Origin of the sequence: Streptomyces sp. TLI_146 (assembly GCF_002846415.1) — a bacterium.
GTDB lineage: Bacteria > Actinomycetota > Actinomycetes > Streptomycetales > Streptomycetaceae > Streptomyces.
Genome location: NZ_PJMX01000001.1, coordinates 419,124 through 433,189, shown reverse-complemented (window position 1 = coordinate 433,189; position 14,066 = coordinate 419,124). Strand labels below are relative to the sequence as shown.

General features: G+C 70.4%; 11 protein-coding genes and 3 pseudogenes. 8 read left to right on the top strand and 6 right to left on the bottom strand.

Annotated features, from left to right (window positions below; genetic code table 11):
* Positions 1-18: 18 nt before the first annotated feature.
* The gene (locus BX283_RS02035; protein ID WP_101385949.1) at positions 19-795 is read right to left on the bottom strand and encodes an ABC transporter ATP-binding protein; all 777 of its coding nucleotides are present in this window, start codon (positions 793-795) and stop codon (positions 19-21) included.
* Positions 796-1,170: 375 nt separating this feature from the next.
* On the opposite strand from BX283_RS02035, the gene BX283_RS02030 reads away from it, so the two are divergent.
* The gene (locus BX283_RS02030) at positions 1,171-2,052 is read left to right on the top strand and encodes a GNAT family N-acetyltransferase (RefSeq protein WP_101385948.1); all 882 of its coding nucleotides are present in this window, start codon (positions 1,171-1,173) and stop codon (positions 2,050-2,052) included.
* Between the two features lie 144 nt (positions 2,053-2,196).
* Here BX283_RS02030 and BX283_RS02025 read toward each other — a convergent pair whose 3' ends face one another.
* A complete protein-coding gene (locus BX283_RS02025) occupies positions 2,197-2,874 on the bottom strand; it encodes a response regulator transcription factor (protein ID WP_101385947.1) in 678 nt (225 codons plus the stop codon).
* Positions 2,871-4,556, bottom strand: coding sequence for a sensor histidine kinase (locus BX283_RS02020; RefSeq protein WP_257581737.1), 1,686 nt, complete (start codon positions 4,554-4,556; stop codon positions 2,871-2,873). The genes BX283_RS02025 and BX283_RS02020 overlap by 4 nt, the downstream gene beginning before the upstream one ends.
* Before the next feature lie 84 nt (positions 4,557-4,640).
* On the opposite strand from BX283_RS02020, the pseudogene BX283_RS42370 reads away from it, so the two are divergent.
* Positions 4,641-5,222, top strand: a pseudogene (locus BX283_RS42370) (rRNA adenine N-6-methyltransferase family protein); the annotation flags it as partial.
* 319 nt (positions 5,223-5,541) lie between these two features.
* Here the strand turns inward: BX283_RS42370 and BX283_RS02010 are convergent.
* Both BX283_RS02010 and BX283_RS02005 read right to left on the bottom strand, forming a co-directional pair.
* Positions 5,542-6,096 (bottom strand): YcxB family protein, encoded by a 555-nt coding sequence (locus BX283_RS02010; protein WP_180357014.1) that lies wholly within the window; start codon positions 6,094-6,096, stop codon positions 5,542-5,544.
* A gap of 667 nt (positions 6,097-6,763) precedes the next feature.
* On the bottom strand, positions 6,764-7,819 hold the full coding sequence (locus BX283_RS02005) for a M4 family metallopeptidase (RefSeq protein ID WP_101385943.1): 1,056 nt from the start codon (positions 7,817-7,819) through the stop codon (positions 6,764-6,766).
* A gap of 705 nt (positions 7,820-8,524) precedes the next feature.
* On the opposite strand from BX283_RS02005, the gene BX283_RS02000 reads away from it, so the two are divergent.
* From BX283_RS02000 to BX283_RS40415, 3 genes are all read left to right on the top strand, one after another.
* Positions 8,525-10,459, top strand: coding sequence for a PAS domain S-box protein (locus tag BX283_RS02000; protein ID WP_257581736.1), 1,935 nt, complete (start codon positions 8,525-8,527; stop codon positions 10,457-10,459).
* A 612-nt stretch (positions 10,460-11,071) separates the two neighbouring features.
* Entirely contained in the window at positions 11,072-11,338 is a 267-nt protein-coding gene (locus BX283_RS01995; protein WP_101385941.1) for a GlsB/YeaQ/YmgE family stress response membrane protein, read from the top strand.
* A gap of 53 nt (positions 11,339-11,391) precedes the next feature.
* Positions 11,392-11,544 (top strand): hypothetical protein, encoded by a 153-nt coding sequence (locus tag BX283_RS40415; protein WP_180357013.1) that lies wholly within the window; start codon positions 11,392-11,394, stop codon positions 11,542-11,544.
* A gap of 120 nt (positions 11,545-11,664) precedes the next feature.
* Here BX283_RS40415 and BX283_RS01990 read toward each other — a convergent pair whose 3' ends face one another.
* Positions 11,665-12,426 (bottom strand): SDR family NAD(P)-dependent oxidoreductase, encoded by a 762-nt coding sequence (locus BX283_RS01990; RefSeq protein WP_101385940.1) that lies wholly within the window; start codon positions 12,424-12,426, stop codon positions 11,665-11,667.
* A 167-nt stretch (positions 12,427-12,593) separates the two neighbouring features.
* Between BX283_RS01990 and BX283_RS01985 the strand changes: the two genes are divergently transcribed.
* The 3 genes and pseudogenes from BX283_RS01985 to BX283_RS42360 form a co-directional block, all read left to right on the top strand.
* Entirely contained in the window at positions 12,594-13,172 is a 579-nt protein-coding gene (locus BX283_RS01985; RefSeq protein WP_101385939.1) for a TetR/AcrR family transcriptional regulator, read from the top strand.
* 329 nt (positions 13,173-13,501) lie between these two features.
* Positions 13,502-13,654 (top strand): annotated as a pseudogene (locus BX283_RS42365) (IS630 family transposase); the annotation flags it as partial.
* Positions 13,655-13,769: 115 nt separating this feature from the next.
* Positions 13,770-14,004: pseudogene (locus BX283_RS42360) on the top strand (IS630 family transposase); the annotation flags it as partial.
* Positions 14,005-14,066 lie beyond the last annotated feature (62 nt).

Below are 14,066 nucleotides of genomic sequence, written 5' to 3'. Positions count from 1 at the left end.
GGACCGGGCGGGGCGCGGTCAGCGGGCCCGGTCGTGGGCTTCGAACGCGAGCATCCGGTCCAGCACGGCCCCCGAGGTCGGCTGGTGCAGTTCGTCCACCAGACGGCCGTCCGCGAGGAACACCACACGGTCGGCGTGGGCCGCGGCCACGGGGTCGTGGGTGACCATCACCACGCTCTGGCCGAGCTCGCGTACCGAGTCGCGCAGGAAGCCGAGTACTTCGGCGCCGGAGCGGGAGTCGAGGTTTCCGGTCGGCTCGTCGGCGAAGACGATCTCCGGGCGGGAGACCAGGGCGCGGGCCACGGCGACGCGCTGCTGCTGACCGCCGGAGAGCTCGGCGGGGCGGTGCGCGAGCCGGTCCGCGAGGCCGACGGTGGTGACGACGGTGTCCAGCCACGCGGCGTCGGGCCGACGGCCGGCCAGACGCAGGGGCAGCGTCATGTTCTCCAGGGCGGTGAGGGTCGGCAGCAGGTTGAAGCCCTGGAAGACGAATCCGACCTTCTCGCGCCGCAGCTGGGTGAGCTGTCGGTCGTCCAGGGAGGACAGCTCGACTCCGCCGATCCGGGCCGAGCCGGAGGTGACGGACTCCAGACCGGCCATGCAGTGCATCAGCGTCGACTTGCCGGAGCCGGAGGGGCCCATGACGGCGGTGAACCGGCCGCGCGCGAACTCGACGGACACCGCGTCCAGCGCGGTGACCCGGGTCTCGCCCTTCCCGTACGTCTTGGTCAGGCCGCAAGCGCGGGCGGCCGGTTCCGTGAGGGTGGTACGGGAGGGAGGGAAGGTCTGTGACATGGATACTCCGCCTGCAGTGCGGCGGCCCGCCAGGAGTTCGGCGGGCCGGGGGACGTGTCCATCCTCACGGCCCTGAACTGCGTAAACATCGCGCTGAAGGCGGGAGTTGACCTCTGCCGAAAGACCGGCGGCTCGGGGTTTTTCTCTACCGAAGGGCAGAGGAGCGGCTGACGGATGCCTGCCGTACGGGAGGGCCCGCCAGGACGTGTAGTTAACCCGTTGCTGAGGAGACGAGGGGACAGCTAGGTTCTCCCAGCCGTCCGATGTTGTTCGGGACCGGTGCTGTCGACGAGGAGGTGTGGAGCACATGCGCAGGAGTGCCCAGCAGTTGAGTCCGCGTACTGACCCTGGCCACTTCCTCACGACGGAGACACCTTGTCGTCTCGCATCACCCCACTGACCGACCCCGCTCACGGCGCGAACAGCCGGCGTCTTGCATGGCTGGCGTCCGACGCTGACGCCATCCCCCTCGGAACCGCCTTTCTGCGCCTGTTCAACAGCCCCGGACAGGAGCACCTGGCCGAACTGACCCTCGGTGTCCACCCCGCGGAACGACGCCAGCACGTCGGCTCGCAGCTCCTCGACGCCGCCGTGGCCGCTGCCCGGGCCGATGCCCGACGCTGCGTCATCGCGCAGGCCGAGGCCGGATCGCCAGGCGACCACTTCGCTTCGGCGCGCGGTTTCAGGAAGGTCCTCACCCTGAGGTTCTCCCGCTTGCCGCTCGCCGACGCGGACACCACCGCCCTCGCCCGCATTATCGAGCGTCCGTATCCGGGCTACCGGCTGATGTCATGGCACGGAACCGTGCCCGACGGCCTCGCCGAGACGTTCGCCGCCTCGCGTCGCGCCATGGACGACATGCCCATGGACGACACCGACTACGGCACGGTGACCTGGGACGTGGACCGCGTCCGGGCCGCGGCGAAGGCTGTCGAACAGCGTGGCGACCACCTGCACACCGTCGTTGCCGTCGACGCCTCCGACGACTCGATCGCCGGGTTCACCGAACTGGTCGTCCCGGGCGATGGCAGAGGTGATGGCCAGCATTACGGCACCGGCGTGTTGCCCGAGCACCGTGGACACGGCCTCGGCCGATGGATGAAGGCCGAGTCGATCCGATACGCCCGTGGGCGCTATCCAGGCCTCGGAAGCCTCCTGACTGACACCGCCGAAAGCAACACACACATGAGACAGATCAACGACAGCCTCGGCTATACGCCCACGCACACGACACACCAGTACCAACTCGACCTTTAGCGGCGGACGGACGGGCCGGGCCCGGACATCACCTTGCCCGACCCGTCCATGCTTTCGATGAGCACGCGACCGTCGGGGCAGGGGGTGAGGTAGGCGAATCCGTTCGCAGCACGCCGCAGTGGATCCCCCTGGCGGGTGGGGGCGTCAGGAGGCCAGGCCGGTGCGATGCGCCAGGAGCGCGGCCTGCACGCGGCTCGCCGAACCGGTCTTGTCCAGGATGGCGCCCACATGGGTCTTGACCGTGCCGAGCCCGATACCGAGCCGCGCGGCGATGTCGTGGTTGGACAGCCCCTCGCCGAGCATCGCCAGCACCTCCCGCTCCCGGCCGGTGAGCCGGGCGATGCGCTCGTCCACGAGTGCACCGCCGGCGTTGTACGGGGCCCCGGCGCGCAGCATCCGCGAGATCACCGTCCCTGTCACGCCCGGGGAGAGCACGGCGTCTCCGGCGGCGGCCGCCCGTACCGCGCTGATCAGCTCCTGCGGGCCGTCGTCCTTGAGGAGAAAGCCCGCGGCGCCCTCGTGCAGCGCGCGGACGACGTTGTCGTCGTCGCCGAAGGTCGTCAGCATCACCACGCGCGGCGCGGGGTCGAGGGCGAGCAGCGGGGCGATCGCGGCCAGCCCGTCGCACACCGGCATACGGATGTCGAGCAGCACCACGTCGGGGTGGTGTGCGGCGGCCAGCTCGACGGCCTGCTGTCCGTTGGGGGCGTCGGCGACGACCTCGATGCCGTCGGCGTGCCGCAGGATCAGGCGTACTCCATGGCGGATCATCTCCTCGTCGTCGGCGAGCAGGACACGGATCGGCCGGTTGGGCTCGGTCACGGGGTCTCCCAGGGTGAGGCGTCTTGGACCGACAAAACGGTGAACCGGTCGATGGCGATGAGGCGCTCGGCGCTGTCGAAGCAGTAGCGGGCGATGGTGAGGGCGCCGGGGCGGGACTCGGTGGCGCCGGTGAACGGATAGACACAGCCGACCGCACCGGCGGGGCGCGGCGGTTCGTGGCCGGTGGCCGCGGCCCGGACCGCCCGGTTGTCCAGGACGCCGAGCCCGGTCACCTCCTGGTAGGTCATGCCCACCCGGGGCAGCGGGAGCGGTCCGGCGTCCTTGTGAGGTGCGCCGGCGTAGACGAAGGCGGTCCCGAGGACCATCAGTACGCACAACGCGCCGAGGCCGAGGAGGAGCGTCAGTGCCTGTGCGGTGGGGCGCCCCGGCACCACGCCTGCTGGGTCACCGACGGTGCCGGGCACCCCGTCCGTTGTCTCCGCTCCGGAGCCGGGCCGCTGGGGGGCCGGGGCGTCACCGGGCTCGGCCGGTACGGCCGCGTCCACGTGGAAGCCGCCGGACGGCAGGGGAGCGGCGTCGAAGGTTCCACCGAGCAGCTCCACCCGCTCCCGCAGGCCGGTGAGTCCGCGGCCGCTGCCGATGTGTGCGGCGCGGACCACGGGCGCGGGCGGGGCGCCGTTGCGCACGCTGACCCGTACGGTCTCCTCGCCGTGCACCACCGTGACGGTGACGTGGGCCGCGCTGGCGTACCGGTGCACGTTGGTCAGGGACTCCCGTACCACCCGGTGCACGGCCCGGCGCACCCGCGCCGGGCGGGTGTCCAGGTCCGGCCCCGTCCAGTCCAGTCCTACGGCGATGCCTCCGTCGCGGGACTCCGCCACCAGGGTTTCGATGTCGGCGCGGGTGCCGGTGGCGTCAGTGAGTGCGTCCGCTCCGGTGTCCCGGCCCAGTGGCCCGAGCACCCCGAGGGACTGACGCAGCTCGCGCATGGCGTCCTGGGTGGTCCGCCGGACCAGGACGGCCTCCTCGCGCAGTTCGGGATCGGCCCGGTCCAGGGCCAGCTCAAGGCCGCCGGCATGCAGCGAGATGAGGCTGAGCCGATGCCCCACCAGGTCGTGCATCTCGGCGGCGATACGGGACCGCTCATGGAGGCGGGCCTCGCTGTCGGCGAACCGGCGGGCCCGCTCCGCCGCGTCCCCGCGCTCGCGCAGCGCCCGCACCAGACGCCGCTGCTGCCCGTACGACGTGCCGACGAGCCCGGGAACGATCACCGCGGTCGGCGCGAGGACGAGGCCGAGCGCCAGCCCGTACGGAACCGATCCCGGACCGAGCCAGGGCGCGGACACAGTCGCGCACGCCACGACCACGGCGCCCGCCGCGGCCAGCAGCCGCGCGCGCTGCCGCGCCCGGACGGTCCCGCGCGCGACGGTGTACGAGGCCACCGCCGCGACGGGGCCGACGCAGGGCGCGAGCCCGGTCAGAGCGGCGAGGAGCAGCGCAACGGCGACGGGGAAGCGTTGGCGCAGCGGAAACAGACCGGCGCCGACGGCCAGCGCCGACCCCTCCAGATACGGGCGGTCCAGAAACCCGAGCCGCTCCAGTGCCAGCCACACACCGAACCCGGCCAGCACCACCCCGGCCGTCTCCGCCGCCGCGCGTGCAGCCCGGCCCGGTCCGGGCGAACGGCTGAGGGCGACAGGGGAGGCGAGAGTGTGGGGCACGCTGACCAGTATCGATACCGGAACCCGCGACGGCATGCGCCGCACGGGGGATGTGTGTCTCTGCCGAAAGACAGAGACGGGAGGATGCGCCGGCGCAGGGCCCGCTGTCTCGCTCCACGTCAGCTGTGCGACGCCGCTCGTTACCGTCTTTGTTGGCTCCGCAACGGAGCTTCCGGTCTGCGGGGTCGGCTCGCGTTGGCGGGGACGCGGCTACGGCGGAGTTCCTGCCGGTGGCTCTCCCTGGTCTACGACGACGTCGCGCTGGTCACCCAAGTCGAAGACGAACACGATCGACTCGCGCTCGTCCCGTCCAGCTCATCCAGCATGCCCCGTGTGGTGGCCGGCATGCTGGAAGCCCTCCAGGTAGCCGAGGGGATGACGGTGCTGGAAATCGGCACCGGCACCGTCTACAACAGCGCACTGCTGTCCTACCGCCTCGGCGGTGAGCAGGTCACCAGCATCGAGATCGACCCCGTGCTCGCCGACGATGCCCGCGAGCACCTGGCCAAGACGGGACACCATCCCCGCATCCTGACTGGCGACGGCACCGCTCGCGTGCCCGAACTACAGCCGGTAGACCGGACCATCGTCACCTGCGCCCTCGACAGCGTGCCCTCCCCACTCGTCAGCCGGACACGTTCCGGCGGCCGGATCGTGCTCCCCTGGGGCACCGGCCTGTACAACGGCGTCCTGGTCGCCCTCGACGTCCATGCCGACACCACCGCCTCCGGGCCGGTCATCGGTGACTGCTCGTTCATGTGGAGGTGGCACAGCACGGGCCGCGCCGTCTGTGGGACGAAGCAGAAGCCGCGCTGGAGTGGTGGCAGAGGGCAGGCGAGCCCGAACGGACCCGCTTTGGCCTCACCGTCACCCCAAGCGACCAATGGATGTGGCTGGATAGGCCTGCCGTGCGCGCGACGGAGCCGAGTGGGAAGAGGTAGCACACCGACTGCGGCGGGTTATGCCGCGAATCGGGTGCGATCGCTCACCCGCGAGGAGTGGTGGGGGCAGCAGAGGGAAGGTGCCGGTCCAGGATCTGCCGCAGCCGGTCGGTGTCGTCGGGCGTGTGAAACGCCCGCTTGGGCAGGAAGGTCATGCACTTCTGGTCGGCACTCAGCAGGACGAAGAGGTGGGGTGTCTCCAGGTAGCGGCTGAACATGGCCCAGGAGGACCACTGGCGCTCGTCCTGCGTCGCAGCCGTCACTCCCCAGCTGTCCACGGTGATATAACGCTGTCCTCGCGCCTGGCCCTGCCGGTAGACCTGACGTGCCTGCAGACGCGGCGCGATCGCCAGGAAGAACACCAGGGTGACGGTGCCGAACACCAGCGACCCCACGTCCCATGCAGCACCGGGATCGTCGACCCGTAGGCCCAGCGCCAGGAAGATCAGCCCCATCCCGGTGAAGATCCACCTGCTGCGCCGACCGGCGGGGGAGGCTTTCACCAGGACGCGTATCGCCTCCTGGCACTCCGCTGCTGTCGCCTGGTAGGCCACCTGCACCGTCGCGGCCGCATCGAGCTGACCGGCTTCCGTACTCATCGTTGTCTCCCTGGTGTGTTGGATCGCCAGTGAGCCGAGCCGGAGCATGCTGTCTGCCGATTTCCCAGCTCATTATGCGTGACCACCAAGAAGCACGGCGCACAGCCCCTGCGCGATTGAACTGCGGGTTCATCGTCGTTTCACCCCGACTTCCGAAGCTTGAATCGTCGAGCCGACAGGTTGGAGGGGGCGCAGCGCCCCGCCGCTTGACTCGCCATCGGCTCTCCATCAGCCGCGTTGGCTCGGATGGGCCCCTTGTCGGCAGGCGCTTGGCACCTGAGGGTCATGCGCCCGGGGCCGGCCAGCAGGCGGCACCCCTCAGATCGGCCTCGGCGGTTGATCTCGCACCGACGCTTGCGAAACCTCCACCCGGCCGTTCACGAGATCGACCGCCGAGGCCGATCTCGGGTTTGAGGACGGACTCACAAACGGCGCATGGACAAGGCGATGCGCACAGTCGCCCCCGAGAGAGAGGTCGGCGAGGTGCCGTACGTAGCAGCTGTGGCACCACTCGCTGAGCTGGACGCATCCCGAGGAGCCCGATGACCAGGAGGTCGCCCTCGGGATGGCCGCACACTGCCTGGTCACGGCCGGGCAGGGCACCGCATACGGCCAGCGCTACCGAGCGGCCCAGCAGGGTGGGAAGTTACCTGCGGCCGCAGCGCCATCAGACCCCGGGAACCTCCCGGGCCTTGAACGCGGCGCGTACCGTGTCCGCGGCGCTCGCTCCGTACATGCGCTGCGCGGTCGTGATCGTCGTCAGTGCCGCGTCCTGGAAGCTGGTGTCCGCGCGGAAGTCGAACTGGGCGTTCACGATGATCCGGTCGGCCGTGCGGGCACCCAGGGCTTTGCGGATGTCGAACAGCGCCCGGGACCAGATCTCTCCGTCCGCGTGGACCTCCCCGACCTGGTCCGCGTACACCTTGTTCCCGTCGATGCGGCGCAGGCAGTGCGGAGCCGTGCTGTAGGCGACTGAGTCCCAGTCGGCGACGCAGGCCAGGTCGGTCTTGAGCGGCCAGCCGTACTTGGCGTCGGCGTACGCGCCGACCGTGACGGCCAGGTAGTCGCCGAACGCCTCGCCGATCGCGCCGGCCTGCGGCGAGGCGCCGAAGCCGGGAACCTGCGCGTTGTGCACGGCGTGCCCGTACTCGTGGACGATGACTTCGGCGTCCTCGGCGTCGTCCACCCCGCCCTTGCCGAAGCGGATCTCGGCTTTCTTGTCGGTGAAGAAGGAGTTGTCTGCACCCCACTGGTTGATCCGCACGGGCTGCGCTCGGTCGTTGGCGCCGGGCAGTTCGCTGCCGAACCCCAGGCTTTGCAGGTACTCCTGTGCCTCGTTGACCCAGAAGTACGCCATGACCTGCTCGAACTGGTCGTCCCTGCGGCTGTACGTCCCCACGTCCGCCAGCCGCGCCGAGGCGCCGGTGTCCGAGCGTACGGTTGCCCACCGGCCCGAGAGTGAGCCGCTGGCGTCCAGATTGCGCAACGCGGCCACGGCGTACGCGGAGGCGGGCACAGCGGCGTTGCCGTCTTTGCCGTCGGTCAGCGTCTGGTCGCCGGAGGACTGGACGGGGTTGACCATGAACAGCCGGGCTTGGGGCAGCGCGCCGCCGGCGGCGGTGCCGGCTCCCGAGGGAATGGCCGAGACCGGGCCGGCCAAGGTGAGGAGCGCCACGGTGGCAGCGGCTGCGGCGACGAGGCCGCGGGATGTGCGGCGTGCCATACGAATCCTCCTGTGATGGGGTGGCGGGGAGGTGGCGAGCGTGGTGCGGCGGCGATCCTTGCGTACGTGACCCCGCTTTGACCAGGCCCAGGACGAGATTGGCGACGCGGGCGGGTGCGGGACCGTCGCCCGGGTTTGCCTGTCGGCCCTCAAGGTCATACGGCAAGGCAGCCCCGGCCCGGTGACCAGCGGTACCGGGTCACCACCGTCATCGAGTCCAGCGGGCTGCTGCTGATCATCGGTCTCGGTGTGTGGGGCGTCGTCGGGCGTGGCGGCGGGGCCCGGGACGCTGCGCTGCTGCAACTGTCTGCTGTTCAGCCCGCGGTGGGCCTGCGCGGCACCCGATTGCCGCACCGTCTCACCCCTGAACGGCGCCACCGGTCGACGCGCACAGCCTGTGCGGTCGGCAGGGCGTGGTCGGCGTCCCGCATGGGGGACCGGTGCGCAAGACGAAGGCCGAACGGGGGGGCGCGGGGCCGGGCAGCTGCGCCGCGCTGCCCCCGCGGGTGCTTCGGCGGCCGGAGGTCTGACATTGCGGCGGCCAGTCACCCGAAGTCGCTCATAAACGGGTGACGAAGGGCCAGGACCGTCCCACAAATGCCAGTTAGGGACAAACGCGGATGGGGTGACGGTGCGTGCGCTGGGATGTCCCGCATCACTGACGCAGGGCGGCCGGGGACGGACATGAACGACACGACGAGTGCAGTGCCCGAGCCTCGCGCTGCGCAGGCGGCGCGACACCACTGTGCCTTCGCGGCCTCGGCGCAGCCCGTCGCGCCGGAAGTCGCCGAGGAACGTTTCCGTGGCCTGCTGGAGGCGGCGCCGGATGCCATGGTCATCGTCGATGACACCGGAACCATCAAAGTGGTCAACGCGCAGACCCAGGCGCTGTTCGGCTACCAGCGCGACGAACTCCTGGGGCTGCCCGTGGAAATCCTCGTGCCGCAGCGATTACGGGCGCACCATACGCTGCACCGCGATGCCTACGCGGCCAATGGTCAGGTGCGTCCGATGGGAGCCGGGCTGGAGTTGTACGGGCTGCGCAAGGACGGCAGTGAGTTCCCGGTCGAGATCAGCCTGAGCCCTCTGGAGACCACCGACGGGCTGCTGGTCTCCGCCGCCGTCCGTGACGTCAGCGACCGCAAGGCAGCCGAGGAGCGCTTCCGTGGCCTGTTGGAAGCGGCGCCGGACGCCATGGTCATCGTGGACGGCAACGGAACCATCCGACTCGTCAACGCACAGACCGAGGCGTTGTTCGGCCACCGGCGCGAAGAACTCCTGGGTCAGCCCGTGGAACTACTCGTCCCAACCCATCTGCGCGGCCACCACGGTCAGCACCGCGATGCCTATGCCGGCAGCCGTCAGGTGCGTCCGATGGGGGCCGGGCTGGAGTTGTACGGGCTGCGCAAGGACGGCAGTGAGTTCCCGGTCGAGATCAGCCTGAGCCCTCTGGAGACCACCGACGGGCTGCTGGTCTCCGCCGCCGTACGTGACGTCAGCGACCGCAAGGCCGCCGAGGCCGAACTGACCGCTCTGTACGAACAGCAGCGCCACGTCGCCCTCACCCTGCAGCGCAGCCTCATGGGCACTCCGCCCGCCGTCCCGGGCCTGGTCACGGCCAGCCGCTACCGGCCCGCCACCCAAGGGGCCGGCGTCGGCGGCGACTGGTTCGATCTGATTCCCCTGGGCGCAGGCCGCGTCGGCATCCTGATCGGCGACGTGATGGGTCGCGGCCTGGAAGCGGCCGCCGCGATGGGCCAGCTGCGCTCCGCAGCCCATGCCCTGGCCAAGACCGGCATGCAGCCCCGGCGCCTGATCCAGACACTCGACACCTGTGTGACGGACCTCAATGTCCCCGACCAACTGGTCACTTGCTGCTACCTCGTCGTCGCCGCCGACGAAGCAGAGGTAACCATGTGCTCCGCCGGCCATCTCCCGCTCCTGGTTGCCGCACCCGGCCAGAAGGCCCGCCCGCTGCCCACCCCCATCAACGCCCCGCTCGGCGTCGGCGACATCCTCTACGAGCAGTCCACTACCACCGTGCCACCCGGCGCCACCCTCGTCCTCTACACCGACGGCCTCATCGAAACCCCCGACTGCGACATCGAAGACCGCCTCGGTGAACTCGCCGCCACCTGCACAGCTCTGTTCAGCGCCCAGACGCCCTCCCTGGAGAGGGTGGCCGACCGTATCCTGGCCACGCTCAGACCCGACGCCGAAGGCCACGACGACGACGTCACCCTCCTGCTCGCCCAACTGCCCGCCCCGCCGCTGGCCTCCCTCACCGCCCAACTGCCCGCCCGCCCGGAGGCCGTCCCCGAAGGACGCGCCCTATTCACCAAAGCCCTCGCGTCCTGGGACTGCCACGAGCAGGCCGACGACGCACGTCTGCTGCTGTCCGAACTCCTGACCAACGCCGTGCAGCACGCCCAGGGCCCCCTCTCCCTGCGCGCGTGCCGCACCGCCACAGAACTCACCGTCGAAGTGAGCGACGCCAGCCCCCACCTGCCCGCGCCCCGCCGCGCCGATGAACACGAGGAATCCGGCCGCGGCCTCAACCTCGTGCGCGCCCTGGCGGACACCTGGGGCGTACGCCCCACCGATGAGGGAAAGACCACCTGGTTCACCCTGCGTCTGTGAACGAGAGCTTTCCGTGGGTCCCTCTCAGACTCGACGCGGAACTCGCGGGGTTCGCTCGTACAGGACACTGGGGGCGGCAGTCGAGTGCAGTGCGTCAGTCCCACCGGGTGTCGCGGGCGGCGGTGGTGCCCCAGGCGAGGTCGCCCTCGGTGAGGCCCCAGTTCGTGTCGCGGCGGTTGTGGTGCATGGTCATGCGGATGGCCCCCGCTCTGCTGGCCCACCTGGGCGGTGCCGGGTGGTGTGACCGTACGTGATCATGCCGGTCGGCTGGCAGTACGGGGAGGACAGGCGGTCGGCCGGAACAGTACGGGCGGGTATCGAGGGACGGCGCGTGTTGGCCGCAGCGTCGCCAGGGAGCGTGGGTCCCGGCTGACCTGTGCCCGCGGACCTGGTCCGGTTGCCATCGACGGCGGACCAGTCACCGGATCGGCGGTCGACCGGGTTGGGTGCCGGGTGGGCCAGTCGGGGGAATGGGACCTTGGTCCCGTGTGGAGTGGTCGCGAACGGATATCCGTATGTCGCCGGTCGCCCGCGTGGAGCAGCCGGCGGACAGCCCCGGCGGAACCCCCGACGGGCCCTGCACAGCGCCACCTACAGCAAAGGACGCACACCGTGGGCATCATCGCCTGGATTCTCATCGGCCTCATCGCGGGTGCCATCGCCAAGGCACTCACGCCCGGCAAGGACCCGGGCGGCTGCCTCGTCACCATGCTCATCGGCATCGTCGGCGGTCTGCTCGGCGGCTGGCTCGGGAAGGTGATCTTCGGCGTGCACTCCATCAACGGCTTCTTCCACCTCTCGACGTGGATCGCCGCGATCGTCGGCTCGGTGATCGTGCTCCTGGTGTACCGCCTCGTCACCGGACAGCGTTCGCGCTGAGGGCGACCGGCGCTCCACATCTGTCCGGGCCCGGATTTCCCGCGCGGGCCCCTGTGGGGACGTCCGCATCCCTGAAGTCCGAGCTCGGCACCTCGGTAGAACTGTTCGGCGTCGACAGTGCCGGGGGCGTGTGGCACCGCTGGCAGACCTTCTCCGGCAGCGGCTGGTCCGACTGGTACAAATTCGACGGCACGCTAAGGCCCTGAGAGCCCGTCAGCCCTGTGGCCACGTGGGCCACGCCCGCCCCGTGGCCCACGGCACACCGCTGCTGCTTCTGAGTGCGCCGGAGACCTCTCCACGATCACCCGAGGTTGAAAGGCAGGCTCTCAGACCTGAGCCATGCCGCCGTCGGCGAAGAGCTCGACACCGGTGATGAAGCTGGAGGCGTCGCTGGAGAGGAAGGCCGCGGCCTTGCCCATCTCGCGGGGGTCGGCGATCCGGCCGGTGGGGTTTCCCTCGCCCATCTTCTGGACCGCGGCGGCAACGGCGTCGGCGCCCTGCGCCATGCCGAGGGCGCGGCGCAGGGATTCGGTGTCCACGGCGCCGGGGCTGAGGACGTTCATGCGGATACCGGTGCCTTTGATGTCCTGGATCCAGGACCGGATGAAGGCGCGCACGGCGGCCTTGGCGCCGCCGTACAGGCCCATGCCGGCCGGGGGCTGGATGGAGGCGGTAGAGCCGATGATGACGACCGTGCCGCTGGCCGGCAGCAGCGGGATCGCCGGCTGGACGGTAAACAGGACGCCCTTGGCGTTGACGTTGAAGGTCCGCTCGAACTGTTCCTCGGTGATCGCGCCGAGCGGGGCGTGGGCGCCGATGCCGGCGTTGGCCACGACCGCGTCGAGGCGTCCGTGGCGCGCGATGACCTCCTGGTACATCGCCTCCATGTCGGCGAGTTTGGTGACGTCGGCGACGATGCCCGAACAGTTCGGGCCGACCGTGGCGACCGCCTCGTCCAACGCCTTCTGCTGAAGGTCGGTGATGACCACGCGGGCGCCCTGGTCGACGAATTCCTGGGCGATTCCCAGGCCGACGCCGGACGCGCCGCCGGTGACCACGGCGACCTTGGCTTCGAGCGGGAGGCTCATCGTTTTCTCCCCTGAGTGATTGGCCCGCACCCTGCGGACGGCGGCGGTACGTGCTCTACACTCCGTAAGTGGAGGCGTCGCCGGTTCTTCGAACCATAAGTGGGGGCACCTCCACTTAGCAAGAGTGGAGGCTCCTCCACGTACATCTGATGAGGAAGGGCCCTCCCGTGACTGCAGAGACCGGGCGACCGCTGCGGGCCGACGCGCGGCGCAACCGGGAGAAGATCCTCTCCGCGGCTGTGCGCGTCTTCGCCGAAGAAGGGCTGGAGGCGCACCTTGAGCGCATCGCCAAGGAGGCGGGCGTGGGCTCGGGCACTCTCTACCGGAACTTCCCCACTCGGGAGGCGCTGATCGAGGCCGCCTACCGCAAGGAGCTGAGCCGGCTGTGCGAGGCCGCCTCCGAACTCCTGGCGGCCATGCCGCCCCGCGAGGCGCTCCGCGCCTGGATGGGGCGCTTCATCGACTACGCCACCGCGAAACTGGGGATGGCCGAGGCCCTCCGCGCCGTCGTCGACTCCGGCGTCAACCCCTACGCGCACAGCCGTGAGCTGATCATGACCGCCCTCACCTCGCTCATGGACGCCGCGAGGGCCGCTGGGACCATACGGTCGGACGTCAGCCCGGCCGTCATGTTTGCCGCCCTCACCGGCGTCGCCCTCACCTCGGGAAAGCCCGAGGAGCGCGAGCAGGCCGAACGCCTCCTCGACCTCACCCTCGACGGACTCAGGTACGGCACGGCGCACTGATGCCATGCCGGAAGTGCCGACGAGCTCGCCTGCGTGCGAGCCCGCGGCCGGGCCGGCGCGCGCTGACCGAAGCCTTACCGAGGACGGGGCCGCGCTCGCCAAACGGCTCTACAACGAGCGGGCGGAAGCCGTCCAGCAGACCGCTGACGTGTTCGGCGTGCTCCCGGTAGACGGTCTACGACACCTGGTGCTCTGACCGGGAAGGTTCGCCGGGTTGGCGGTCGCGACGGTTGGATGTGCGGTGACGTCCGATCCGGCCGCTGGAGGCGCGGTGGCTGAGCCTGTCCGTGTACGCAGCTGACCGACCAGGAGGGGCACGAGTTCGGGCCCTGGGGATCCGGCCCACCGCAGGCTCCTGCTGGGCGAAGCAGGGCAAGCCAAACCGGCTGCCGGCGACCTACCACCGCACCCCACGGCGTAACCTACTTCCACGGCTGCTACTCCGTGGGCGACGACCACCTGTGGGGCGTCAACCGCCAGTGTGGGCGGAGAGGTTGTCCAGGATGATGTAGATCGGGGGGGCGCCGTCGGGTTGGGTGGCGCGGATCGACTTGAGCGCGGCCAGGGTGTTGGCGGTGCCCTTGCGGGGCCCCGGCCTACTGGGCCAACCCGATCGAGGCCCGCTTCGGCCCGCTGCGGCAGTTCACCCTGGCCAACTCCCCACCACCGCAGCCACCCCGCTCAAACCCAGGCACTGCACCGCTACCTGCGCTGGCACAACACCAACGCCCGCCACCCCGACGTATTCGCCGCCCAGCGCAAGGAACGCGCCCGCATCCGCAGCGAAAGGGGCATCCGCTGGGGCGGACGCCCCCTCACCACCGCAGCCTGACCAACCGCGAACCGCAGCTCCCGAACGCCGAAGGGGCAAGTTCAGGAGAAGGACAGCGACAG